Annotated in this window: 23 protein-coding genes; 20 read left to right on the forward strand and 3 right to left on the reverse strand. The window is 68.8% G+C overall.

The features are described 5' to 3' along the window. The first annotated feature begins 70 nt into the window (after positions 1-70). The 15 genes from ABZS29_RS18220 to ABZS29_RS18290 all read left to right on the forward strand — a co-directional run bounded on the left by ABZS29_RS18220 (position 71) and on the right by ABZS29_RS18290 (position 16551). Entirely contained in the window at positions 71-2746 is a 2676-nt protein-coding gene (locus tag ABZS29_RS18220; protein ID WP_355463310.1) for a glycoside hydrolase N-terminal domain-containing protein, read from the forward strand. 44 nt (positions 2747-2790) lie between these two features. Beyond that, complete coding sequence (locus tag ABZS29_RS18225) at positions 2791-3252, forward strand: hotdog fold domain-containing protein (RefSeq protein ID WP_355463311.1); 462 nt, start codon at positions 2791-2793, stop codon at positions 3250-3252. A gap of 26 nt (positions 3253-3278) precedes the next feature. Next, positions 3279-4082 (forward strand): CPBP family intramembrane glutamic endopeptidase, encoded by an 804-nt coding sequence (locus ABZS29_RS18230; RefSeq protein WP_355463313.1) that lies wholly within the window; start codon positions 3279-3281, stop codon positions 4080-4082. A gap of 25 nt (positions 4083-4107) precedes the next feature. Further along, entirely contained in the window at positions 4108-5271 is a 1164-nt protein-coding gene (locus tag ABZS29_RS18235) for a GNAT family N-acetyltransferase (protein ID WP_355463315.1), read from the forward strand. A gap of 74 nt (positions 5272-5345) precedes the next feature. Then, positions 5346-5942 (forward strand): crossover junction endodeoxyribonuclease RuvC, encoded by a 597-nt coding sequence (gene ruvC / locus ABZS29_RS18240; RefSeq protein WP_355463317.1) that lies wholly within the window; start codon positions 5346-5348, stop codon positions 5940-5942. 37 nt (positions 5943-5979) lie between these two features. Continuing rightward, positions 5980-6582 (forward strand): Holliday junction branch migration protein RuvA, encoded by a 603-nt coding sequence (ruvA, locus tag ABZS29_RS18245; RefSeq protein WP_355463319.1) that lies wholly within the window; start codon positions 5980-5982, stop codon positions 6580-6582. Between the two features lie 3 nt (positions 6583-6585). Continuing rightward, positions 6586-7635, forward strand: a complete 1050-nt coding sequence (gene ruvB / locus ABZS29_RS18250) for a Holliday junction branch migration DNA helicase RuvB (RefSeq protein WP_355463320.1) — start codon at positions 6586-6588, stop codon at positions 7633-7635. 203 nt (positions 7636-7838) lie between these two features. Next, positions 7839-8288 carry a preprotein translocase subunit YajC gene (gene yajC, locus ABZS29_RS18255; RefSeq protein WP_355463322.1) on the forward strand — a complete coding sequence of 150 codons (450 nt, stop codon included), beginning with the start codon at positions 7839-7841 and terminating at the stop codon, positions 8286-8288. 80 nt (positions 8289-8368) lie between these two features. After that, positions 8369-10114: a protein translocase subunit SecD gene (secD, locus tag ABZS29_RS18260; protein WP_355463324.1), complete on the forward strand. Its 1746-nt coding sequence runs from the start codon at positions 8369-8371 to the stop codon at positions 10112-10114. Continuing rightward, on the forward strand, positions 10114-11283 hold the full coding sequence (gene secF / locus ABZS29_RS18265; RefSeq protein WP_355463325.1) for a protein translocase subunit SecF: 1170 nt from the start codon (positions 10114-10116) through the stop codon (positions 11281-11283). The genes secD and secF overlap by 1 nt, the downstream gene beginning before the upstream one ends. Next, positions 11283-11825 (forward strand): adenine phosphoribosyltransferase, encoded by a 543-nt coding sequence (locus ABZS29_RS18270; RefSeq protein WP_355463327.1) that lies wholly within the window; start codon positions 11283-11285, stop codon positions 11823-11825. Before secF ends, ABZS29_RS18270 begins: the two co-directional genes overlap by 1 nt. Before the next feature lie 326 nt (positions 11826-12151). Beyond that, the gene (locus ABZS29_RS18275) at positions 12152-14350 is read left to right on the forward strand and encodes a bifunctional (p)ppGpp synthetase/guanosine-3',5'-bis(diphosphate) 3'-pyrophosphohydrolase (RefSeq protein ID WP_355464402.1); all 2199 of its coding nucleotides are present in this window, start codon (positions 12152-12154) and stop codon (positions 14348-14350) included. 3 nt (positions 14351-14353) lie between these two features. After that, positions 14354-14821 (forward strand): hypothetical protein, encoded by a 468-nt coding sequence (locus ABZS29_RS18280; protein WP_355463328.1) that lies wholly within the window; start codon positions 14354-14356, stop codon positions 14819-14821. 9 nt (positions 14822-14830) lie between these two features. Beyond that, on the forward strand, positions 14831-15625 hold the full coding sequence (locus tag ABZS29_RS18285) for a retropepsin-like aspartic protease (RefSeq protein WP_355463329.1): 795 nt from the start codon (positions 14831-14833) through the stop codon (positions 15623-15625). A gap of 20 nt (positions 15626-15645) precedes the next feature. After that, positions 15646-16551 carry a hypothetical protein gene (locus ABZS29_RS18290; RefSeq protein WP_355463331.1) on the forward strand — a complete coding sequence of 302 codons (906 nt, stop codon included), beginning with the start codon at positions 15646-15648 and terminating at the stop codon, positions 16549-16551. Here ABZS29_RS18290 and ABZS29_RS18295 read toward each other — a convergent pair. Then, positions 16548-17444, reverse strand: a complete 897-nt coding sequence (locus ABZS29_RS18295) for a hypothetical protein (protein WP_355463332.1) — start codon at positions 17442-17444, stop codon at positions 16548-16550. The two genes, ABZS29_RS18290 and ABZS29_RS18295, sit on opposite strands and share 4 nt — an antisense overlap. A gap of 166 nt (positions 17445-17610) precedes the next feature. Here ABZS29_RS18295 and ABZS29_RS18300 point away from each other — a divergent pair, with 166 nt between their 5' ends. The 5 genes from ABZS29_RS18300 to ABZS29_RS18320 all read left to right on the forward strand — a co-directional run bounded on the left by ABZS29_RS18300 (position 17611) and on the right by ABZS29_RS18320 (position 20594). Further along, the gene (locus tag ABZS29_RS18300; RefSeq protein ID WP_355463334.1) at positions 17611-18192 is read left to right on the forward strand and encodes a papain-like cysteine protease family protein; all 582 of its coding nucleotides are present in this window, start codon (positions 17611-17613) and stop codon (positions 18190-18192) included. Position 18193: 1 nt separating this feature from the next. Further along, positions 18194-18964 (forward strand): hypothetical protein, encoded by a 771-nt coding sequence (locus tag ABZS29_RS18305; protein WP_355463335.1) that lies wholly within the window; start codon positions 18194-18196, stop codon positions 18962-18964. A gap of 125 nt (positions 18965-19089) precedes the next feature. Next, positions 19090-19611: a hypothetical protein gene (locus ABZS29_RS18310; RefSeq protein ID WP_355463337.1), complete on the forward strand. Its 522-nt coding sequence runs from the start codon at positions 19090-19092 to the stop codon at positions 19609-19611. Positions 19612-19613: 2 nt separating this feature from the next. Beyond that, positions 19614-20063, forward strand: a complete 450-nt coding sequence (locus ABZS29_RS18315) for a hypothetical protein (RefSeq protein ID WP_355463339.1) — start codon at positions 19614-19616, stop codon at positions 20061-20063. Positions 20064-20078: 15 nt separating this feature from the next. Continuing rightward, positions 20079-20594: a GNAT family N-acetyltransferase gene (locus tag ABZS29_RS18320; protein WP_355463341.1), complete on the forward strand. Its 516-nt coding sequence runs from the start codon at positions 20079-20081 to the stop codon at positions 20592-20594. Here ABZS29_RS18320 and ABZS29_RS18325 read toward each other — a convergent pair. Further along, the gene (locus ABZS29_RS18325) at positions 20541-21392 is read right to left on the reverse strand and encodes a hypothetical protein (RefSeq protein ID WP_355463343.1); all 852 of its coding nucleotides are present in this window, start codon (positions 21390-21392) and stop codon (positions 20541-20543) included. The two genes, ABZS29_RS18320 and ABZS29_RS18325, sit on opposite strands and share 54 nt — an antisense overlap. Before the next feature lie 51 nt (positions 21393-21443). Then, complete coding sequence (locus tag ABZS29_RS18330; RefSeq protein ID WP_355463345.1) at positions 21444-22670, reverse strand: DUF349 domain-containing protein; 1227 nt, start codon at positions 22668-22670, stop codon at positions 21444-21446. Positions 22671-22782 lie beyond the last annotated feature (112 nt).

Genomic DNA, 22782 nt, shown 5'->3' on the forward strand with positions numbered 1-22782 from the left:
TCTCGCTCAAAGTAGCGCGACTCCGGGCAGAAATGCATGGAGTCGCCCGATCTCTTCGAGAGGGCCGCCCATGCCTGAACCGACTCGTCGTGCTGTGCTCGCCGCTGGTGGTCTGGGGACCGTGGCCTGGGTGAGTGGGGTGACCCCGGCATCGGCGCGGCCGCTGCTCCCTACCGTCACCCCGGAGCGGTTGGAGTATCGCCAACCGGCGCGGGAATGGGAGTCAGGGGCGCTGCCGGTCGGCAACGGCCGGCTGGGCGCCATGCTGTTCGGCGGCGTCGGCCGGGACCGCATCCAGCTCAGCGAGCAGAGCTTGTGGGGCGGGGTGAACAACTACGACAACGGGCTCGCCGGAGTCGACGACAACGTGTTCGACACCTCGATGAGCGGCTTCGGCTCCTTCCGGAACTTCGGCGACCTGTACGTCGAGCTGGGCAGCGCAGCGACCGAGCTGACCACGCCAGGCGGGCCGTACCAGTCACCCAGCACGGAAACCGCGCAGCAGACGATCGACGGCAGCAAAGAGACCAAGTGGTGTGTGGAGTCGCCACCGGCCGCCGTGGTGTGGCAGCTGACATTGCGGACCGCCGCGAGTGTCAGCGGCTACGCGCTCACCAGCGCGAACGACGTACCGGAGCGCGATCCGCGGGCGTGGGTGCTCGAGGGGTCGAACGACGGACAGGCGTGGACGGTGCTGGACCGGCAGCAGCTGTCGGGTCCGTTCAGTGAGCGGTTCGAGACTCGGCACTTCGAGATCGCGCAGCCCGCGTCGTACGGGCGCTATCGCTTCACCTTCACGCCTGTCGCCGGCGTGAGCCACTTCCAGGTCGCGGAGATCGCACTGGATGGCGTGGACCCCCACGACGCTCCTCCGTTCACGGATTATCGACGCTCGCTCGATTTGGTGCGTGGCGTGCACAGCAGCGAGTACGTCGACGAGCGGGGTGTGCGCATCCGCAGTACGGCGTTCGCCGCGGACGTATTCGTGCTGCGGTACACCGGGCAACTGTCGGGCCGGGTGTCGTTGCACGCCGGTCAGGGCGCGAAGACGACCGCGGACCGGACGGCCCTGCGCTTCAACGATGCCATGGGCAACGGACTGCGGTACGCCGCCGAGGTTCGCGTCGTGACTCGCGGCGGATCGGTGTCGACGGATGGCACCTCGATCGAGCTGAAGAACTGCAGCGAGCTGGTGCTGTACCTGGACGCACGCACCGACTATGCGATGTCCGCTGCGGCCGGCTGGCGGGGCAGCGCTCCCGCACCCGCAGTGCGGCAGTCTGTAGCAGCCGCTGCGCGCGCGGGTGCAGACGCGTTGCTGAGCAAGCATCAGACGGACTTCAGTGCTCGCATGCGACGCGTCTCCGTCGACTGGGGCACGACAGCTCCGGAGATCGCCGGACTGCCAACAGACCAACGACTCACGCGGTACGCCGATGGCGGTGCTGACCCGTCACTCGAACAAACCCTGTTCACCTACGGCCGCTACCTCCTGTGGTCGTCGTCTCGACCGCACGGTCTCCCCGCGAACTTGCAGGGCCTGTGGAACGACCAGGACCAACCCGCGTGGGCCTCGGACTACCACACGGACATCAATGTGCAGATGAACTACTGGGGAGCGGAGACCACGGACCTCCCGGAGTCACATGAGGCATTCACCCGCTTCATCGAGCAGGTCGCGGTCCCGAGCCGAGTGGCGACGAAGCACGCGTTCGGTGCCGAGGCCCGCGGCTGGACCGCGCGGATGAGTCAGAGCGTCTTCGGCGGCAACTCCTGGCAGTGGAACACCGTTGCGAGTGCCTGGTACGCGCAGCACCTCTGGGAGCACTACGCGTTCACCCAGGACCGCGAGTACCTGCGCGGGCGCGCGTACCCGTTGATCAAGGAGATCTGTGAGTTCTGGGAGGACCGTCTGATCGAGGACGCCGACGGTCGGCTGGTATCGCCCAACGGCTGGTCGCCTGAGCACGGTCCGCGCGAGGACGGCATCATGTACGACCAGCAGATGATCTGGGACCTGTTCCAGAACTATGTCGACGCGGCGACCGCCCTCGGCGTCGATGCGTCGTACCGGCGGACCGTCGCGGACCTGCAGGCCCGGCTGGCGCCCAACAAGGTCGGAAGCTGGGGTCAGCTGCAGGAGTGGCAGACCGACCGCGACGACCCGGCCGACATTCACCGGCACACCTCACACCTGTTCGCCGTCTACCCAGGCCGCCAGATCACCCCAGCCAGTACGCCGGAGCTTGCGGCCGCTGCACTCGTGTCGTTGAAGGCGCGCTGCGGTGAGAAGGCGGGGGAGCCGTTCACTGCGGCCACGGTGTCCGGGGACAGCCGCCGTTCGTGGACGTGGCCGTGGCGGTGCGCGCTGTTCGCCCGGCTCGGCGACGGTGAGCGCGCAGCGATCATGCTGCGCGGCCTGCTGACGTTCAACCTGCTTCCGAACCTGTTCGCGACGCATCCGCCGTTCCAGATCGACGGAAACCTCGGTGTGTCCGGAACGATCGTCGAGATGCTGCTGCAGAGCCATGCCGGCGAGATCGCGCTTCTGCCGGCGCTCCCGCCGTCCTGGGTCGACGGCTCGTTCCGCGGGCTCCGCGCCCGGGGCGGCTACCGGGTGGACTGCACGTGGGCAGCCGGCCGCGTCCAATCGTTCCGGATCACAGCCGACCGCACCGACTCACGTCGTACGGTCCAGGTGCGCGTCAACGGGACGCTGCGGACAGTTCAGCCGCAACGGCCGTAGCGAGGGGGCGACAACCTGCCTTACTCGTGGGTAACATAACCTGCATGGCGACTCAGGTGATCGAGATGTGGGACCGGCTCAAGGCGGTCCCCGGTGGCGACCGGGTGTTCTCACGGGCCTTCGCATGGAAGGCGCCGTACTTCCGGACCATCCGGCCTCGGTTCGTGCAGATCGGCCCGAACTACGCGTCGCTGGTGCTGCCGAAGCGTCGCGCGGTCCAGAACCACATCGGCACTGTGCATGCGATCGCCGCGTGCAACGGACTGGAGGCAGCCATGGGCGCACTGGCCGAGGCGACCGTCCCTGCCGGCAAGCGCTGGCTGCCGAAGGGCATGGAGGTCGCCTACCTCGCCAAGTCCACGTCTGACCTCACCTGCTCCGCCGAAACCGACCCTGACGACTGGACCACCGGCCCCGACGTCCCGGTGCGCGTCAAGGCGACCCGTGACGACGGCACAGTCGTTGTCGAAGGCACCATCCACCTCTGGGTCACCGACCGGAAGTAGGCCCCTCGGCTGACAGAATCCCGCAGATGCGTAGATGGGTGCTGGTAGGCGGGATTGCGGTGCTGGTAGGTGCTGCAGTGGTGCTGGTGCTGACAGGCAACACCGGCGTGCGATACACGGCGGACAGCGACAGCACACAGCCGATGTGGGTTCGCTGGATTCCGGTTGCCGTTGGTATCGGCTTAGTCCGGCTACTGCCGTGGCGGCTCGAGCGGACCGATGGCGGTACGGCGGATCGCCGGCAAGCGTGGATCCTGACCGGACTGGCGGTCGCGTTCGCCGTACTGCTGAAGCTGCTCGGCCTTGGGATGTTCGAGGTGCTGAAGGGGCTGCTCCTGTTGCTTGTGCCGTTGGCTGTGTTCCGCTGGTTGGGCGGTAAGCCCACGGCGAGCTGGCCGACTACGGTCCGGTGGGCTCCGGCCGTTCCGGTCGCTGCCTTCCTGTTGCTCAGCTACACCGGGCCACTGGCCGCACCGGTGCCCGACCGGCTGGAGTTCAGCGGCGTTGAGCTGGCGCTGGTGATCGTCGGTGGGTTCCTGGCCAACAGCGTGCTTGAGGAAGTCTTCTACCGGCGCTGGTTGCAGACGCGGTGGGAGCAACGGCTCGGACCGTGGCCGGCGATCCTGATCGCATCGATTGCTTGGGCTGTCTGGCATGTGACGCTGCAGGGACGCGGTGAGTTCGGGATCGACCTCGCGTCGGTGCTGGTGAACCAGGGAGTGCAAGGGCTCTTCCTGGGCTACCTGTGGAGCCGGTACCGGCGGATGTGGCCGCTGATCACCGTGCACGGGGCGATCAACGCTGTGCCGATATTCCTCTCGCTGGGGTGACGTACGGCGTCGTAGGGTCTGGCATGTGACGGATGCGCTGCGGGTGGTGGATGTTGTCGAGGGGCACCTGGACTCGGCATGGCAGGTTCGGCAGAGGTCGTTCGGGCCCGGTGGGGACAAGGACGAGTGGCGGAAGAACGCACTCGAGTTCGCGCAGGACGGGCGGTACCTCGGGGTTGTCGACGGCGACGAGTTGGTGGCGGCGGCGCGGATCTGGCCGTTCGAGCAGTGGTGGGGTGGGCGGCGAGTGCCGATGGCCGGTATCGCTGGTGTTGTCGTGGCACCGGAGTATCGCGGGCGCGGAGTCGGCAGCCTGTTGATGCGTGGAGTGCTGCAGCGCAGTGTCGAGAAGGGCTATCCGCTGTCGGCGCTCTACCCGGCGACCACTGTGCTGTATCGGCACCTCGGGTACGAGTTCGGCGGTGGACGCTACCAGTTCACCTTCCCGGCGGCCGATTTGCGCACGTTGGGCGGTCGGAGTGTGGCGGTGCGCAAGGCCGGCAAGGCGGATGCGCAGCTGTTCATCGAGCTGGCCTCGAAGCTCCATGACAAGCAGCGGTCGAACGGTCCGCTGATCTGGCCGCTCAGCCAGATCGAGTCCTGGCTGGGTGACGACGACAACTTCGCGTACGTCGCCGAGGACGGCTTCGTGGTCTACAACTGGTCCGACGGCAACCTGTCCGTCGACGAGCTCGTGGCCGGTTCCGAGGAGACCGCGCGGGCGCTGTGGGCGACGGTCGGCTCTGGTGCGTCGATTGCGAAGAACGTGGTCGTTCACACGGCGCCGACCGATCCGGTGCACCTGCTCGCCGAGCACGAGGCGGAGGCGGACGCGCGGGTCCAGCGCTGGATGCTGCGGCTGCTGGACGCGCCTGCGGCGATTCGGCAGCGCGGGTTCGCGGCGGGCGCCGTACTGGATGTTGCTGTGCGCATCGAGGACGCTGATCTGCCAGCAAATGCTGGGGATTGGCGGTTGTCGGTGGCTGACGGCACAGGTTCACTTGTCGCGGCCGAGCCCGCGGACGACGCGATGCGGCTGGGTGCGCGCGGACTCGCCGCCCTCTATGCCGGTACGCCGGTCGCTGCGCTCCGCGGAGCCGGACTGCTGTCCGGAGGATCGGCGGCCGCCGACCGGGCGCTCGACGACGCGTTCGGCGGGTCGACGCCGTACATGCTCGACTACTTCTGACCGGGCGGCGCGTCGATTTCCCGGCTGTCCGAACGGCCCGTTAGGGTTGTCGAACAAACGTTCGGAGGTAGTCCATGCGGGTGCTCGGCGTCGACCCTGGGTTGACCCGGTGCGGTCTCGGCGTCGTCGAGGGCACGCCGGGCAGGCCACCCACGATGGTCGCCGTCGGCGTGATCCGGACCCCGCCCGAGCTCGACGTCTCGCAGCGCCTGGTGCGGATCGAGGCCGAGCTGGTCGAGTGGATCACCGAGCACCGGCCGGACGCGGTCGCGGTGGAGCGGGTCTTCGCGCAGCACAACGTGCGCACAGTGATGGGCACGGCCCAGGCCTCCGGAGTGGCGATGGTGGTGGCCGCGCGCAGCGGATTGCCGGTCGCGCTGCACACACCGAGTGAGGTCAAGGCCGCGGTCACCGGGTCCGGACGGGCCGGCAAGGAGCAGGTGACCACGATGGTGACCAGGATCCTGCAGCTGCCCGAGCGGCCGACGCCGGCCGACGCCGCGGACGCGCTGGCGCTGGCGATCTGCCACATCTGGCGTGGTGGGGTGACGAGCAAACTGCAGCAGGCGGCCGCCTCGCGGTCGAATCTGGAGGCCGCGGCGCAGGCGCAGTCCCGCCTGCAGGTGGCTCGGCTGCGGGCCGCGGTCGCGGCGCAGGAGGGCAAGCGATGAGTGCCATGAGTGGTGCCATGAGTAGTGGAGGTGCGCGGTGATCGCGTTCGTGCGGGGCCCGGTGGCGGCCATCGGAGTGGACAGTGCCGTCATCGAGGTCGGGGGAGTGGGCCTGCAGGTCCAGTGTGATCCCGGCACGCTGGCGGGGCTGCGGCCCGGCCAGGAGGCCCGGATCGCGACCTCGATGATCGTGCGCGAGGACTCACTCACGCTCTACGGCTTCGCCGACGACGACGCGAAGAGCCTGTTCGAGTTGCTGCTGACGGCCACCGGTGTCGGGCCCAAGCTGGCGCAGGCCGCGCTGGCCGTGCTCGAGCCGGACCAGCTGCGGCATGCCGTCGCCACGGAGGACCTCGCCGTACTGGTGAAGGTTCCCGGCATCGGGAAGAAGGGCGCGCAGCGGATCGTGCTGGAGCTCAAGGACAAGATCGGTATGCCGTCGCGGACGGTGACCGGGCGGCCGCTGCAGGCCCAGGAGGCCTGGCGGGCGCAGGTGCACGCCGGTCTGGTCGGTCTCGGCTGGTCCGCGCGCGACGCCGAGGACGCCGTCACCGCCGTGTCACCGCTGGCCGCCGACAACCCGAACCCGTCGGTTCCCGACCTGCTCCGCGCCGCCTTGCGCGCGCTCTCCAAGGCTTAGGCCATGGACGACAACGTTCGCCCGCTGGTCTCCGGCGATGCCGTGGATCTCGAGGAGCGCAAGATCGAGTCGGCGCTCCGGCCGCGCACGCTCGCGGAGTTCGGCGGTCAGCGCCGGGTCAGCGAGCAGCTCGAGCTGGTCCTGCACGCCGCCCGCGGCCGGAACCGGACCCCGGACCACGTGCTGCTCTCCGGGCCGCCCGGGCTGGGGAAGACGACGCTGGCGATGATCATCGCCAGCGAGATGTCGGCGCCGCTGCGGGTGACCAGCGGCCCGGCGATCCAGCACGCCGGTGACCTGGCCGCGATCCTGTCCGGGCTGAACGAGGGCGAAGTGCTGTTCCTCGACGAGATCCACCGGATGTCGCGGCCGGCCGAAGAGCTGCTGTACATGGCGATGGAGGACTTCCGGGTCGACGTGATCGTCGGCAAGGGCCCAGGCGCGACCGCGATCCCGCTGGAGATCCCGCCGTTCACGCTGGTCGGGGCGACGACCCGCGCGGGTCTGCTGCCGGGACCGCTGCGCGACCGGTTCGGTTTCACCGGGCACCTGGAGTTCTACGACGCCTCCGAGCTGGAGAAGATCGTCAACCGGTCGGCCGACCTGCTCGAGGTCGACATCACCCCCGAAGGTGCGGCGGAGATCGCGTCCCGGTCCCGTGGCACACCCCGCATCGCGAACCGGCTGCTGCGCCGGGTGCGCGACTTCGCCGAGGTCCGCTCGGACGGGATCATCACGCTGGCGCTGTCCAAATCCGCCCTCGAGCTGTACGAGGTGGACAAGATGGGGCTGGATCGGCTCGACCGCTCGGTCCTGGACGCGTTGTGCCGCCGGTTCGGTGGCGGGCCGGTCGGCCTGTCCACGCTGGCGGTCGCCGTCGGTGAGGAGCGCGAGACGGTCGAGGAGGTGGCCGAGCCGTTCCTGGTCCGTTCCGGCTACCTGGCCCGGACACCGCGCGGCCGTGTCGCGACCCCCGCGGCCTGGCGGCACATCGGGCTGAAAGTGCCAAAAGGTGCAACATTCGCGGACACCCTCTTCGACGACGAAGAGTAGGCGTACCTTTTCGATCCCGGACGAATGACTGGCGCCGCCGGCCGAGTAACGCAAACGTGACCCGGTGTCGTGACGCAGTTGTTGACGCTCAGGGTTAGACTCCCCGTTGGCCTGACCTGAGGTCATTCCGCTGCGACCTGCGCGCTTTTGCAGAGCGTGCCGGTAGCCCGTTTTCCCCGATCGACGAAGGATTCTGAGACCCGATGCAACTCCTCGCCGTACCGATGGCCTCCTCCGGGGGTGGCGGCATCACGCTGCTCATCCCGCTGATCCTGATCGTGGGAATGATCTGGTTCATGAGCCGCACGCAGCGTAAGCAGCGCGAGCGGCAGGCCCAGACCGTCGCCGCCCTGGCCCCCGGCACCAAGGTGATCACCACCAGTGGCCTGGTCGGCATCGTCGAGGAGACCGACGACGAGTACGTGACGCTGGAGATCTCCGACGGCGTCCTGGTCCAGGTCGTGAAGGCCGCCATCGGCCGGATCATCCCCGACGAGGACGCGACCGCCGACGAGGCCGTCGAGACCACCGACGAGGTTGCGGAGCCGGTCGAGGCCCTGGATCCGGTCGACGTCCCGGACGCGGGCCGTGACAAGGCCGACGGCAAGGTCCAGGACGGGCCGAAGCTGCCGCCGACGCACTCCGAGAACTGACCTCCCACTGACAGCCTGCGGCGCGCCCCGCGTCCACCCGACGGTGGGGCGCGCCCAGAAGCACAAAGGTTGAATCTGACGTGGCAACGACGACGACATCCCGCCCCGGTCGGCTCCTGATTGCCCTGGGAGTCATCGTGGTCCTGCTGTTCGGGATCATGGCGCTCACCAAGACCTGGAAGCCCAAGCTCGGCCTGGACCTGCGCGGTGGCACGACCATCACGCTGACCGCCAAGAATCTGGCGGGCGGCGGGGACGTGACCCCGGACCAGCTCAACGAGGCCAAGAACATCATCTCCCAGCGCGTGAACGGTGCGGGTGTCGCGGAAGCCGACATCACCACCTCCGGCGGCACCCACATCACGGTGGCCGTGCCCGGCGCGACGCGGGACAGCCTGGTGGCCCAGGTCGGTCAGACCGCACTGCTCTACTTCCGGATCGTGTACGACGCGCAGCCGGCGAACCCGATGCCGCAGCCGTCGACGACGCCGACCCCGAGCGGGAAGGCGAGCGGCAAGCCGTCCACGACGCCGAAGCCGAGTACGTCGATCAAGCCCACCGGAACGCCGACCGCGAAGCCGAACGGCCGCGCCTGGAGCAGCGTGCTCGGTCAGGCCACGCCGACGCCGACGCCGAAGCCCTCCGGCACCCCGAGCGCACCGACCGGTACGCCGAGTGCTCCCGCCGCCCACAAGGGCGACCCGCTGACCTACACCCCGGACGCCGCCGCGCAGGCCGCCTTCGCGGCGTACAAGTGTGGTGACAAGCAGGACGAGGACCCGGCCAAGCCGCAGTTCGCCTGTGACAAGGGCAAGGCCTACAAGTACCTGCTCGGCCCGGCGATCCTGAAGGGCACCGACCTGTCGGACGCCTCCGCCGGCATCCCGCAGGGCGGTTTCCAGTGGCAGGTCAACCTGAACTTCACCGGTGAGGGCGGCGACAAGTTCCTCAAGGCCACGCAGAACATCTCCGCGCGCGGCGAGGGCGCGAACCTGTTCGCGATCGTGCTGGACAACGTCGCGATCTCGACGCCGACCGTCTCGCAGCCGATCCCGGGTGGTTCGGCGCAGATCACCGGTACCTTCACCGAGACCGAGGCTCGCGACCTGGCCAACGTCCTCAAGTACGGCGCCCTGCCGGTCTCCTTCGACACCTCGTCGGTCGAGACGGTCTCGCCGCAGCTCGGCGGTGACCAGCTGACCGCCGGCATCTACGCCGGTCTGGCCGGTCTCGCCCTGGTCGTGCTCTTCTCGTTCCTGTACTACCGCGGCCTCGGCCTGGTGGTGGTGGCCTCGCTGGCCGTCGCCTCGGTGCTGACCTTCGCGCTGGTCGTCCTGCTCGGCAAGGCGATCGGGTTCACCCTGACGCTGGCCGGTATCGCGGGTCTGATCGTCGCGATCGGTATCACCGCGGACTCGTTCGTCATCTACTTCGAACGACTCCGTGACGAAGTCCGCGAAGGCCGCAGTCTGCGGTCGTCGGTGGAGACCGGCTGGGCCCGCGCCAAGCACACGATCATCGCGGCCGACTCGATCTCGCTGCTCGCCGCGCTGGTGCTCTACGTGCTGGCCGTCGGCAGCGTCCGCGGCTTCGCGTTCACGCTCGGCCTGACCACGCTGATCGACCTGCTCGTGGTCTTCATCTTCACCAAACCGCTGGTCACGCTGCTGGCCCGGACGAACTTCTTCGGCCACGGTCACAAGCTGTCCGGTCTGGATCCTGAACACCTCGGCGTGGAACGACTGCCCGGCCACAACGCCGGCTCGGCCACCCCGCGCCCCCGCAAGACGCCGTCCACGCGCAAGCCGATCGGAGGGGAGGTCTGATGTCGAAGCTCGGACAGCTCGGGAACAAGCTGCACCGCGGTGAGGTCTCCTACGACTTCATCGGCAAGCGCAAGATCTGGTTCGCCGTCTCGATCGCCCTGGTGGTGCTCTCGCTCGGCGGCCTGTTCGCCCGCGGCCTGGCGCTCGGCATCGAGTTCCGCGGCGGCGTGGAGTACGAGGCCAAGACCCAGATCACCGGCGACACCGTCCAGAAGTTCGGTGACGTGGTCAAGGCCACCAACATCGAGGGTCTCGGTGACCCGGTCGTCACCACGATCAACAACGAGCGCGTGCGGATTCAGACCAAGCCGCTCGCGCAGGCCGACGTACCGAAGGTCCGGGAAGCGATCGCCAAGGAGGCCGGGGTCCCGGCCGACCAGGTGACCTCGACCCAGATCGGCGCCTCCTGGGGTGACCAGATCGCGAACAAGGCGATCTGGGCGCTCGGCGTCTTCATCCTGCTGGTCTTCTTCGTGATCTGGGCGTACTTCCGGGAATCGAAGGCGTCCGCGGCGGCGATCATCGCGCTGGTCCACGACGTGCTGATCACGGTCGGCGTCTACGCGCTGATCGGGTTCGACGTCACGCCGGCCACCGTGATCGGCGTGCTGACCATCCTCGGCTACTCGCTGTACGACACCGTCGTGGTCTTCGACAAGATCCGTGAGAACACCCGCGGCATCACCGGCTCGAACCGCTACACCTACTCCGACGCCACCAACCTCGCGGTCAACCAGACCATCGTGCGGTCGATCAACACCACGCTGATCGCGCTGCTGCCGGTCGGGTCGATCCTCGTCGTCGGTACCTGGGTGCTCGGCAGCGGTCCGCTGAAGGACCTCTCGCTGGCCCTGTTCGTCGGTATCGCGGTCGGTGCGTACTCGTCGATCTTCATCGCTCCGGCGCTGCTCGCGGCCTTCAAGGAGCGTGAGCCGGGGATGCAGGCGCTGAACCGCCGCGTCACCGCGAAGAAGGCCCAGAGCGCCGGTACGGCGAAGTCCCCGGCCGTCGCCGAGGATCTGGTGCCGGCGGCCTCGGGCGCCAGTGCGGTCCAGGACACCCCGCGGGCGACCGGCTCGGTGCCGGCTCCGGCGGCCCGGCCGATGAACGCCGGCGGCGCCGGCCGTCCGCAGCCGAGCCGTAAACCGCGGTCGAAGCGCGGCAAGTGATGTCGCGGACGTTGGAGCAGGTTCTGGCCGACGGCATCCGCGACATCCCGGACTACCCGCAAGCGGGGGTGGTGTTCAAGGACATCACCCCGCTGCTGGCCGACCACGACGGTTTCGGCCAGGTGGTCCAGGCGCTGGCGGCCGCGGGGCAGGACGACGACGGCAACCCGGTGGTCGACAAGGTGGTCGGGATCGAGGCGCGCGGGTTCATCCTCGCCGCCCCGGTCGCGCTCGCCCTCGGCGCCGGGTTCGTCCCGGTCCGGAAGAAGGGCAAGCTGCCGGCGGCGACGTACGAGGAGTCGTACGCGCTGGAGTACGGCGAGGCCACCATCGAGGTGCACCAGGACGCGTTCCGGCCGGGTGACCGGGTGCTGGTGATCGACGACGTCCTGGCCACGGGCGGGACCGTCGAGGCCTGTCTGCGGCTGATCCGGCGCTGTGGCGCTGAGGTCGTCGGTACGGCGGTATTGCTGGAACTGTCGTTCCTGCCGTGGCGCGAGCGGTTGGGCTCGGAACAGATCACTTCGCTAGTTTCTGTCTGAACTGCGCTGTATCGGTTAAAAAGGGGATAAACTCTCCGTGACGGGTCAATGACCCGGCGTGTTGTCCACAGGGTGTTTCTCTGTCGTTGGCCGGTGACCCCTAGACTGGTGCTCTGTCGGCGGAGGGACACAACGTGGGCGAAGACCCGGCGATGACGTCAGCGGTACCGAACGTAGTACCGCAGGAGCCTCCGCGCGCCCCGGCACCGGTGCGCCCGGCTCCCGTGTCACCGCCGCCGGCCGCCCAGCCGCCGCGGATCGCGCCGGCCCGCGTCCGGGCCCGGCTGGCCCGCCTCGGCGGCACCCGGCACCCGAACCGGGCGCCGATGCTGGAGCCGCTGTTCCGGGTGGTGCGGGCGACGCACCCCAAGGCCGACCTGGCGATGATCGAGCGCGCCTACCGGACCGCGGAGAAGTACCACACGGGCCAGCTGCGCAAGAGCGGCGACGCGTACATCACGCACCCGCTCGCCGTGGCCACCATCCTCGCCGAGCTCGGTATGACGGCTCCGACGCTCTGCGCCGCGCTGCTGCACGACACGGTCGAGGACACGCCGTACACGGTGGCCGAGCTGACCAAGGACTTCGGCGAAGAGATCGCCATGCTCGTCGATGGCGTCACCAAGCTGGACAAGGTCAAGTACGGCGAGTCCGCGCAGGCCGAGACGATCCGCAAGATGGTCGTCGCGATGGCCAAGGACATCCGGGTGCTGGTGATCAAGCTCGCCGACCGGCTGCACAACATGCGCACCCTGGGCTTCCTGCGCCAGGAGAAGCAGGAGCGGATCGCCCGCGAGACGCTGGAGATCTACGCTCCGCTGGCGCACCGGCTCGGTATGAACACGATCAAGTGGGAGCTCGAGGACCTGTCGTTCTCGACCCTGCACCCGAAGGTGTACGACGAGATCGTCCGGCTGGTGGCCGAGCGAGCTCCGTCCCGCGACGAGTACCTGGCCACGGTCATCGACCAGGTCCACGAGGACCTGCGCGCGGCCAAGGTGAAGGCCACCGTCACCGGCCGGCCCAAGCACTACTACTCGATCTACCAGAAGATGATCGTCCGCGGCCGCGAGTTCGGTGACATCTACGACCTGGTCGGCATCCGGGTCCTGGTCGAGTCGGTCCGCGACTGTTACGCCGCCCTCGGCATCATGCACGCGCGCTGGAACCCGGTCCCCGGCCGGTTCAAGGACTACATCGCGATGCCGAAGTTCAACATGTACCAGTCGCTGCACACCACCGTGATCGGCCCCCAGGGCAAGCCGGTGGAACTGCAGATCCGGTCCTTCTCGATGCACCGCCGGGCCGAGTACGGCATCGCCGCGCACTGGAAGTACAAGGAAGACCCGAACGCCCCGTCCCCCGAGGTGGGCGCGCCGCCGACCACCGAGGTCGGCGCACCGAACGACATGCCGTGGGTCCGGCAGCTGGTCGACTGGCAGCGCGAGACCTCCGACCCGTCGGAGTTCCTCGACTCGCTGCGGTTCGAGATCAACAACTCCGAGGTCTACGTCTTCACCCCGCGCGGTGACGTGATGTCGCTGCCGACGGGATCCTCGCCGGTGGACTTCGCCTACGCGATCCACACCGAGGTCGGGCACCGCTGTATCGGCGCCCGCGTCAACGGTCGCCTGGTGCCCCTGGAGAGCACCCTGGAGAACGGTGACGTCGTCGAGGTCTTCACGTCGAAGGCCCAAGGCGCCGGCCCCTCGCGGGACTGGCTCTCCTTCGTCAAGAGCCCGCGCGCGCGGAACAAGATCAAGCACTGGTTCTCCAAGGAGCGCCGCGACGAGGCGATCGAGCACGGCAAGGACGCGATCGCCAAGCAGCTGCGCAAGGAGGGCCTGCCGCTGCAGCGCCTGCTGTCGCACGAGACGCTGACCGCGGTCGCCAACTCGCTGCGCTACCCCGACGTCACGGGTCTGTACGCCGCGGTCGGCGAATCGCATGTGAGCGCACAAGCCGTCGTACGGCGTTTGATCGAGACGTATGGCGGTGAGGAGGGCGCGGCCGAGGATCTGGCCGAGGGTCTCCGGCTGCCGCAGTCCCGCGAACGGCGGAAGCGGACCGCGCGCGGCGACGCCGGTGTCATCGTCAAGGGTGCGACCGATGTGCTCTCCAAACTGGCCCGGTGCTGTACGCCGGTGCCCGGTGACGAGATCATCGGCTGGATCACCCGCGGTGCGGGCGTCTCGGTGCACCGCGCCGACTGCGCGAACGTGGAGAACCTGTCGACCCAGCCGGAGCGGATCGTCGAGGTCGAGTGGGCCCCGACGGCGCAGTCGCTCTTCCTGGTCGCCATCCAGGTCGAGGCACTCGACCGGGCCCGCCTGCTCTCGGACATCACTCGGGTGCTGTCGGACTACCACGTCAACATCCTCTCCGCGGCGCTCACCACGACCCGCGACCGGATCGCGAAGTCCCGGTTCACGTTCGAGATGGGCGACCCGACCCACCTCGGTCACGTCCTGAAGGCGGTCCGATCGGTCGAGGGCGTCTTCGACGTCTACCGCGTCACGCAGTAGCGCATGGGCAGCACGTTCGGCTGGGGACGCGACGACCACGACCACGTCCTCAGCCTGTCCAACGGCGGTACGGCAGTGTTCCTCGACGTACTGGCGCTGGCGGCGTGTGAGCTCGCGGAGACAGACTTCGAGCGCGGCTTCGCGCTGCTGCTCTGCAACGCGCGGATCGGCGGCGGCAACGACGACTTCGACCTGGACGAGCTGCCATGGTCGGACGAGTGGCCGAGCGAGCGTTTCTTCCTGATCCGCGTGGTGCGGTTGGCGGCGGCGCGATTCCGGTGGGACGCGCTGAGCTACGACCCGCCGTTCGCGGAGGACTACCTGGCGACGTACGAGAAGCTGGTGTTCGACTACCAGCCGGAGGGCGTGCCGGGCGCTCGGTGGGAGCAAGCGCCGGCGGCGTCGTTCGAGCGGTGCCCCGAGCATGGGTTGTTCGTCGGCGACTACCAGGACTGCCGCCTCTGTTCCTAGGCTGAGCAGATGATCGAGATCCCTTTCGACCGCGTCGGGCACCTGATCCGGATCGCCGGTGAACTGCCGGGTGGTCGGACGGCACGCTTCCTCGTCGACACCGGGATCGGAATCTCGCTCGTCCATCCCACCTTGGTCGATCGGGCCGGGCTGCAGCTGACCGGCGAAGAGTTCACCGGTCGGCGCATGTCCGGGCAAGAGGTTGGGGCGCCGCTGGCGGCGCTGCCGGTCTTGCGCGTCGGGGACCACACCGTGACCGAGTCGGTGGTCGCGGTCGCGGCGCTCGGTGCGGTCGACGGGGCTGACGGATTCGACGGCATCCTCGGCCTCGATCTGCTCGGGGAACTGCCGCTGACTGTCGACCCGTTCGCACAGGTCATCCGGCTTGGCGCGCCGGCGGCCGACGAGCGGACCGTCGTACCGGTCTCGGTCCTTCGCGACGGCGCTTCGGTGGAGCTGCGCGTCGAGCTGCGGCTTCCGGACGGCCAGATTGCCGAGGTCGAGATCGACACCGGGTCCGGGACGACGATCCTCGACTCCCGTTACCTGTCGGCGTGTTCGGTCGACCTCACGGCCGGCGGCGTACGGATCGTGGAGGGCACGGACGAGACCGGCCACCAGTTCGTCCGGCGCTTCGCGCGGATCCCTGGTGCGCTGTGGCTCGATGCGGCGCCGGACCGGACCCGGCACGAACAACCGACGGTGATGTTCCAGGATCTTCACCTCGACGGCCTGATCGGTACCGACTTCCTTGATCGGTTCGTGCAGACCTACAACACGGGCGACGCCACGCTGAGGTTGTGAGGCGGGGGAGACTGCTTGGTATGGGTTTCTCGGGTGAGGTCGGGCGGCGGGGGCTGCTGATTGCGGGGGCGGGGGTGCTGGTTGGCTGCAGCTCGTCGGGGGAGTCGCCGAGCGGTGCGCCGTCCAGCGCCTCACCTTCCAACACGCCGCCCTCCAGCACGCCGCCTGTGAGCATGCCGGCTCCCACCAGCACACCGTCCGCGGTGAAGCTGCCGGTGGTGCGGCCGTGGGTGGCCGGCCCGGGGGAGGTCGCACCGCAGGTGAAGCGGTTGGCTGTGGCGGCGGTGGTGAAGCAACTGCAGCAGGGGCAGTCCGTGGTCGAGGTGATCGACGCGCAGTACGGCGGGATCCTGAGCAGCTCGGCGAGTGTGCTCGTTCCGTGCCGGGTGTACTCGCTGCGCGACGGCAGGGTGGTGACTGGCGGTACGACGGTCGACGTACGGATGAACAAGTCCGGTGACACCTGGCGAGTCATGTCGCTGCAGCCGGCGAAGCCGGGGCCGGCGGCGCGGACCGTCTCGGCCGTTGCGCGGCAAGTGCTGGCGACCAAGGCGATTCAGTTGCCTCCGGCATCGATCGCGGACATCCGGTCCGGGCAGGTGCACGACAGTGTGCTGACCGCGATGCTCGAGCTCGCGAAGACGTACCGGATCGGGGTGAGTGTGATCCGGTCCGGGCATCCGATCAATGTGTTCGGCACGGATCGGCCGAGTGACCATCCTCGCGGCCGCGCCTTTGATACCTGGGAGATCGACGGCCATCCGGTCGTTTCACCGCAGACCTCGCGGAGCCTGATCTCGACGTACATGAAAGCCTTGGAGCGGGCTGGCTCTTACAACGTCGGCGGTCCCGTGATGCTCTCTGGTGCTGCGTTCTTCTCCGACCAGACCCACCACGACCACGTGCACGCTGGCTTCCGCGCTTAGTCCCATTCCCAGGAGATGCCGAGCAGGCCCGGCTCGGTGGACGGCTCGATCAGGTGGGCTCGGCCGTCCGGCGTGAGCATCAAATCCTGACTCAGTACGTCGGCGCCGTCGGCGTGGCGATGACGGAACTCGTTGACCCGAACCGGCAGCGCGGCCCGGTCGAACTGGACCTCGAGGACGTAGTGCGTGCCGCCCCACTCGTCGAAGCGGTAGTAGTTCGAGGACGGGAGGCCGGTGTTGTCCTCGATCTCGTAGTGGACGACAGCGGTTTCGCCGGTGGCGAGGACGCGGTCGAGGAGGAGCTCGCCGAGAAGGGCACCGGCTTCGGGCGCGCGGGCGATGCGGCCGGTGCGGCAGCCGCTGAGGCCGTGGACGGTCAGTTGGCCGACGTCGCAGCCGGGCTCGCCCTGGTGCGCGACGATGATCCGGTCGACCGGCTGGACCGCGACCACGCATTGCGTGACCCGGCGGTACTGCACGGCGCGGTCGGGGCCGTGCTGGACCTCTTCGAAGACGGTGACGTTGCGCAGCCGGCCGTGGGCGTCGCGGCGGAGCCGGTCGAGCAGTCGGCCGAGCGCTTCGGCGTACTCGACGACGGCGTACGGGCGGTGGGCCGCGGCGAGATCGGATCGGGCCGGTGGGATGCGGACGGTCAGCCAGCCGGGCGGCACCTGGAGAAGCTCCTCCAGGGCGATGATCACGGCCAGTGAGTCGTCGCGGGGGACCCGGCGACCGCTCTGCCAGGTGCTGAGCGTTGCGACGCCGACCTGCAGGCCGCGGTCGGCCAGATGCGTGCGGATCCGGTTGAGGGCCAGGCCGCGATGCGCGATCGCCTGCCGGAGGGCCGCGGCGAACGACGTGTCCAGAGTGACGGCGGGCACCGAACCGGTCATGCGGCTCAGTGTAAACGTTCACAGCACGGGGCGACATTGCCTGATCACGCGCTGTTCACGTTGTTGTGGGTGTTCACAAGCGCTGTGCGGCGGGGGAGTTGCGTCTTGCCGGGGATGCGAAGCGTCCTGACCATTGACGCCACCACACCCCAATCGAGGAGGGTTCATGAGCAGGCTCCGCCCCCGCCGCTCCTGGTCATTGCTGCTGGCAACCGTGCTGGGCGTGGCCACCCTGGCCCCGCTCGCGCCGGTCGCCGCGGCCGCGCCCAGCAGCTACTACCTGAACGTGACCGGCCAGGCCCAGCAGAAGACCAACTGGTGCTGGGCCGCGACCGGCAACAGCATCGCCGCCTTCTACGGCAAGAGCTACTCGCAGAACCAGTTCTGCAACCTTGCGTTCGGCTACAGCATGAACGCCACCTGCCCCAACAACCAGGCCACGCTGGGCAACGACCAGCGCGCATTCAGTGCGATCGGGATCAGCTCCGGCAACTACATCTCGGGCACCCTCGCCTTCAGCACCCTGGTCACCGAGATCGCCGCCGGCCGCCCGGTGATGACGCGGATCGGCTGGACCTCCGGTGGCGGGCACATGATGGACATCACCGGGTACGACGCGTCGGACTCGACCATCGAGTACTACAACCCGTGGCCGGACGACCCGCGGTTCAACTACTCGACGTACAACTGGTACCGGTCCAACTCGCAGTTCACCTGGACGCACTCGCTCTACCGGATCGGAGCCTGAGATGGGCGGCCTCAAGCACTTCCTGTTCCGCGCGACCGCCGTACTGACCGCGGGCCTCGGCCTCACGCTGGCCACTGCCGCCTTCGCGAACGCCGCCGGCCCGGAGCCGGTCCCGGCGAGTGAGTTGTCGAAGGCAACTAACGCCGCCAGTTCGCCGACCGCCGTCAGCCTGCTCGGCAAGGCCACCAAGTCGGCCGCCACCAAGTCGGCCGCCGCGAAGTCGACGGCCAAGCTCGCCGTGGCCCACGACGCGCGCCCGGTCTACGCGTTGAACCCAGCCTTCGTCCGCGACGCCTCGGCGCCGGTGGCAACCTTCTGGTACGCCGCCACCACCGCCACCCGCGGCGTCGACCGGCTCACCGTCTACACGGCCCCCGACGCCAACGGCACCTGGCAAGCCGTCAACGTCGCGACCGGCGACACCGAGGCCCGCATGTTCACCGCAGCCCGCGGCGCCCTCGTCTTCACCGAACCTCAGATCGGCGCCTGGTACGCCCTCGCAGGCAATCAGGTCCGCCCCCTCAACGAATCCGCTACCAAGTCCATCGGCAAGGCGCCCGTCACCGTCGCCGCCTACCACGGCCTGGTCGCCGCCCGGTACGCCGACAAACTCCCCGGCTCGCAGTACAACGACAACGGCACCGCCGGCGGCTACGACACCGCCGCCGCCACCGTCGTGGCTCCCACCCACGACCTCACGATCCCGATCACCGCAGCCGGGCTCGCGTTGCTCCTCACCACCGGATTCCTGATCCGCCGCCGTACGGCTTAACGGGCTACAACCGCCTGATTGCAGCAAGAGGCAATCAGGCGGTTGTACCACTTTGTCCCTGTTCCGGCTCGTGACGGTCTGTGATCGTTGCCATGCGCAACATCACTCCCACGAGAGGACTTTCCATGAATCGATCGAGTGCGCTCCTCGCGGTCTCCACCGCTGCAGTCCTGCTGGGTTCCGGCCTCACTGCCCTCCCGGCCCAGGCCGGGACGCAGGCCTGCCCGCCGGAGCCTGCCCGGTACAGCTTCACCAACTTCAAGCTGTCGAAGCTTGGGACCAACCTGATGAGCCGGTACATCACCGGTCCGGGGACGATCTCCTACAACAAGACCACCACCGCGACCGTAGGCCTTACCGCGTCCGCCAGTGTCACCGCCGAGGCAGGTGTGGTGGTCGCGAAGGCGAGCACGACGGCTGGGGTCGCGCTGACGTCGCAGTATTCCCGTACGGACGGCTTCACCTACTCCATGACGGTTGCGTCGGGACAGCGGCGCCGGATGCGGCTGTTCCAGACCTCGCGCTACTTCGTGGTGTCGAAGCGAGCCTTCAACACCCACACCTGCACCTGGTACAGCCCGTACAGCGGTAAGGCGGCGAACGCACCGCAGAAGGCGATGGATGAGGAATGGCTGCTCCAGGCCTGATGATGAACCGAACATTCGCTGCCGGGCTGGCCGTCGCCGGCCTGGCCGGGGTGCTGGGCGCCTGCGGGACCGGTCCTGCGGATTCGCCGGCCCCGGTCAGTTCGCAGATCGAGGAGGGCGCCGAGCTCGGCCCGACCGCGGTTCGCATCCTGACTCTTGGCTCCACCACGGAAGGCGGTTCGCGCCTCGCCGTGGTGGGGCCGGACGGGGCCAAGTACCGGATCCGGATCGGGAAGACTGTCGAGCCCTGTACGCAGACCAACGGATCGGTGGACGCCACGCCACGGCACGGTCTGCCGCCCAACGCCGTACACAATGTCGCTCTGAGCTGCCCCGGCGGCGGCGATCGCAAGCACCTCCTGAGCGTCGGAACCTTGCTGGTCACCGTCGTGGCGGGTCCGGACTTCAACTACGACTTCGAGGTTCCGTTCAGGCGTGACGTCAAGGCGTGAGGGTAGTGTCCGATGGTGGCTCTGACCTTGGTGGAACCTTCTGTTGAGCTGTACGGCGCTTGGTGGGAGGCGCATGAGGAGTGGGGGCCCGGACTGCACGAGGATGGGTTCGGGCTCGCCGCGACGGATGAGGTCGAGTCGCCGGACGGGTTTGCGGCATGGGTCGAGCGGGTGAAGGCCGAGGACTCGACGTGTCGGTGGATCGTTGAGGACGGGCGGGTGCAGGGCGGGATCGCCTTGCGGCACCGGCTGAACGACGTGACCGGGCACATCGGGTACGGCGTCAGGCCGTCGGCTCGGGGCCGCGGGCTGGCCACGTGGGCGCTCGGAGCGATGCTGGATGAGGCCCGGGCGCTGGGACTGCGGCGAGTGCTGCTCGTCTGTCTGGAAGGCAACGAGGGTTCGGCGCGGACCATCGAGCGCAACGGCGGTGTGCTGGAGGAGGTCCGGGGTGACGTGTGCCGGTACTGGATCGAGCTACCAGCGGCGGGGGAGCCGGGGGTGCCGGCAGAGAAAGGCGCCGACGGTTAGTTCGAGCGCGGGGTAGGAGCCCCAGAGGTCTTGGCGGCGGATCGGGATGATGTGCCAGCCGAGCTTGGCGAGATCAGTACGGCGGGACTCGTCGCGGACCTGTTGACGGTCGGTGGAGTGCCAGGCGTCGCTGTCGTATTCGAGGCCGAGGCGGCGGTCGTCGACCGGGTGCTCGGGGTAGCCGAGGTCGAGGCGATAGCGGCCGGCCGGTACCTGGAGCTCGGGCCGGGGAAACCCGGCATCGAACAGGCGCAGCCGAAGCCACGACTCACCAGGCGAGGCCGCACGCCCATCCGCAAGCCGCAACAGCAGCGCGGCGGGGGAGCGGCTGTCGTTCGCGAAGTAGGCGCTCGAGCTCTCGTGCAGCTCGTCGAGGGTGACGACCTGCTGATGGAGGAGAGCGTCGAGCGCGGAGAGCGCGAACGGGCGTGGCAGGTGTTGAGCGAGCTCGATCGCCGTGGCCGCCGGCGAGGTGACCCGGAGACCCTGAAGCTCAACCGTGGGTCGTGGCTGAAACGTCCAGTGCGGTTCGAGTAGCGGTTCAGGGCCAAGCGTTGTCAGCTCGATGCCGTGGAGCCATGCGGCGGTCGGCCCACACACCGTGGCGTCCGGAGGCACCACGAGCTGCAGTGCCTCCAGTCGGAGGTCACGGGTGTCCGGCACCCGGGCGTCGACGTACACGCCCTTCAGCACTTGGCGGATCTCGCCACGGGACTGCAGCCACTTGAGCTTGCGCGGCATCTGCCGCGCGGTGAAGGGCAGGCCGCCGAAGACGTGCGGCTGGTCGTACGGGTACATCCCAGCAGGATGACCCAAGTGGGCTCAACCCTGCTGGGAGTTATCCACAGGTCAGCTGAACTCGTCGAGGGCGTTCTGGGCCTGGGTGAGCCACTCGCGGCGGGCTTCGATGGACTCGCGGGCCTCGGTGGCCTTGCGGGTGTTGCCTTGGGCCTCGTACTTCGCGGCTTGCTTCTCGAGGTCGGCGATCAGGGACTGGAGCTGCTTGACGGTGGCTTCGGCGCGGGCGCGGGCCTCCGGGTTGCTCTTGTTCCAGACCTCGTCCTCGGCGGACTTCACGGCCTGCTCGACGGCGCGGAGGCGGGCGTCGATGGCGCGCATGGAGTCGCGCGGGACCTTGCCGATGGCGTCCCAGCGGTCGAGCAGGTCGCGGAGCTGGTCGCGGGCGGTCTTGGCGTCGTTGACCGGGAGGATGGCCTCGATCTCGACCAGCAGTGCTTCCTTGGCGGCGAGGTTCTGGGTCTGCTCGGCGTTCTCCTCGGCCTGGATGGCGTCGCGGGCGCCGAAGAACGTGTCCTGGGCGGCGCGGAAGCGGGCCCAGAGCTTGTCGTCGACCTCGCGCGGCGCGGGGCCGGCGGCCTTCCACTGGCGCATCAGCTCGCGGAAGCGGCCGGAGGTGGGTCCCCAGTCGGTGTTCGACGAGAGGGCCTCGGCCTCGGCGGCCAGGCGCTCCTTGACGGTCGCGGCCTCCTCGCGCTTGGAGGAGAGCTCGGCGAAGTGCTGCTTGCGGTGCCGCGTGTACGTCGTCCGTGCGGACGAGAACCGGTGCCAGAGCTCGTCGTCGCTGGCCTTGTCGAGCCGGGGCAGCGCCTTCCACTCGTCGAGCAGTTCGCGCAGCCGGGTGACGCCGTGCCGCCAGTCGGTGCCGGCGGCGATCGTCTCGGCCTCGGTGGCGATCTTGGTCTTGGCAGCGCGCGCCTCTTCGACCTTCGCGGCGCGCTCGGCCTTGCGCTTCTCACGCTGTACGGCGAGCAGCGGGGTGAGCGCCTCGAGCCGGGCCTTGAGACCGTCCAGGTCGCCGACCGCCTGCGCGTCCTCGAGCGAGCTGTTGACCTTCTTCACGGCCGCCCGGGCGTCGTCCGGGGATACAGTGCCCGCCTGGACGCGCTGTTCCAGCAGCTCCACCTCGAACGCCAAGGCGTCGTACCGGCGGGTGTAGAAGGCGAGCGCCTCCTCCGGCTTCGCGTCCGGCCACTGGCCGACCGCCCGTTCCCCGTCTTTCGTCTTCACGAAGACGGTCCCGTCCTCGGCTACCCGGCCCCAGCTCTCTCCGGCCACAACTCGCCCCTTCCGGCGGTATGTACTGCGCTCGTGCCCATTCTGGTCGGCCCCTGGTTCAACTGCGGTGTTCGGGGTCGGCCGGGCGCGTCGGGCCTCGAACCCAACGCTT

Source organism: Kribbella sp. NPDC005582 (assembly GCF_040605415.1).
Classification (GTDB): Bacteria; Actinomycetota; Actinomycetes; order Propionibacteriales; family Kribbellaceae; genus Kribbella.

Bases quoted from the DNA above. Each gene is read 5' to 3' on its own strand.
- ABZS29_RS18300 (WP_355463334.1), top strand. From the start codon at position 17,611: ATGAGCAGGCTCCGCCCCCGCCGCTCCTGGTCATTGCTGCTGGCAACC.
- ABZS29_RS18310 (WP_355463337.1), top strand. From the start codon at position 19,090: ATGAATCGATCGAGTGCGCTCCTCGCGGTCTCCACCGCTGCAGTCCTG.
- ABZS29_RS18285 (WP_355463329.1), top strand. From the start codon at position 14,831: ATGATCGAGATCCCTTTCGACCGCGTCGGGCACCTGATCCGGATCGCC.
- ABZS29_RS18305 (WP_355463335.1), top strand. From the start codon at position 18,194: ATGGGCGGCCTCAAGCACTTCCTGTTCCGCGCGACCGCCGTACTGACC.
- ABZS29_RS18220 (WP_355463310.1), top strand. From the start codon at position 71: ATGCCTGAACCGACTCGTCGTGCTGTGCTCGCCGCTGGTGGTCTGGGG.
- ABZS29_RS18230 (WP_355463313.1), top strand. From the start codon at position 3,279: ATGCGTAGATGGGTGCTGGTAGGCGGGATTGCGGTGCTGGTAGGTGCT.
- ABZS29_RS18225 (WP_355463311.1), top strand. From the start codon at position 2,791: ATGGCGACTCAGGTGATCGAGATGTGGGACCGGCTCAAGGCGGTCCCC.
- secF (WP_355463325.1), top strand. From the start codon at position 10,114: ATGTCGAAGCTCGGACAGCTCGGGAACAAGCTGCACCGCGGTGAGGTC.
- yajC (WP_355463322.1), top strand. From the start codon at position 7,839: ATGCAACTCCTCGCCGTACCGATGGCCTCCTCCGGGGGTGGCGGCATC.
- ABZS29_RS18315 (WP_355463339.1), top strand. From the start codon at position 19,614: ATGAACCGAACATTCGCTGCCGGGCTGGCCGTCGCCGGCCTGGCCGGG.
- ruvB (WP_355463320.1), top strand. From the start codon at position 6,586: ATGGACGACAACGTTCGCCCGCTGGTCTCCGGCGATGCCGTGGATCTC.
- ABZS29_RS18270 (WP_355463327.1), top strand. From the start codon at position 11,283: ATGTCGCGGACGTTGGAGCAGGTTCTGGCCGACGGCATCCGCGACATC.
- ruvC (WP_355463317.1), top strand. From the start codon at position 5,346: ATGCGGGTGCTCGGCGTCGACCCTGGGTTGACCCGGTGCGGTCTCGGC.
- ABZS29_RS18280 (WP_355463328.1), top strand. From the start codon at position 14,354: ATGGGCAGCACGTTCGGCTGGGGACGCGACGACCACGACCACGTCCTC.
- ABZS29_RS18295 (WP_355463332.1), bottom strand. From the start codon at position 17,444: ATGACCGGTTCGGTGCCCGCCGTCACTCTGGACACGTCGTTCGCCGCG.
- ABZS29_RS18325 (WP_355463343.1), bottom strand. From the start codon at position 21,392: ATGTACCCGTACGACCAGCCGCACGTCTTCGGCGGCCTGCCCTTCACC.
- ABZS29_RS18275 (WP_355464402.1), top strand. From the start codon at position 12,152: ATGCTGGAGCCGCTGTTCCGGGTGGTGCGGGCGACGCACCCCAAGGCC.
- ABZS29_RS18290 (WP_355463331.1), top strand. From the start codon at position 15,646: ATGGGTTTCTCGGGTGAGGTCGGGCGGCGGGGGCTGCTGATTGCGGGG.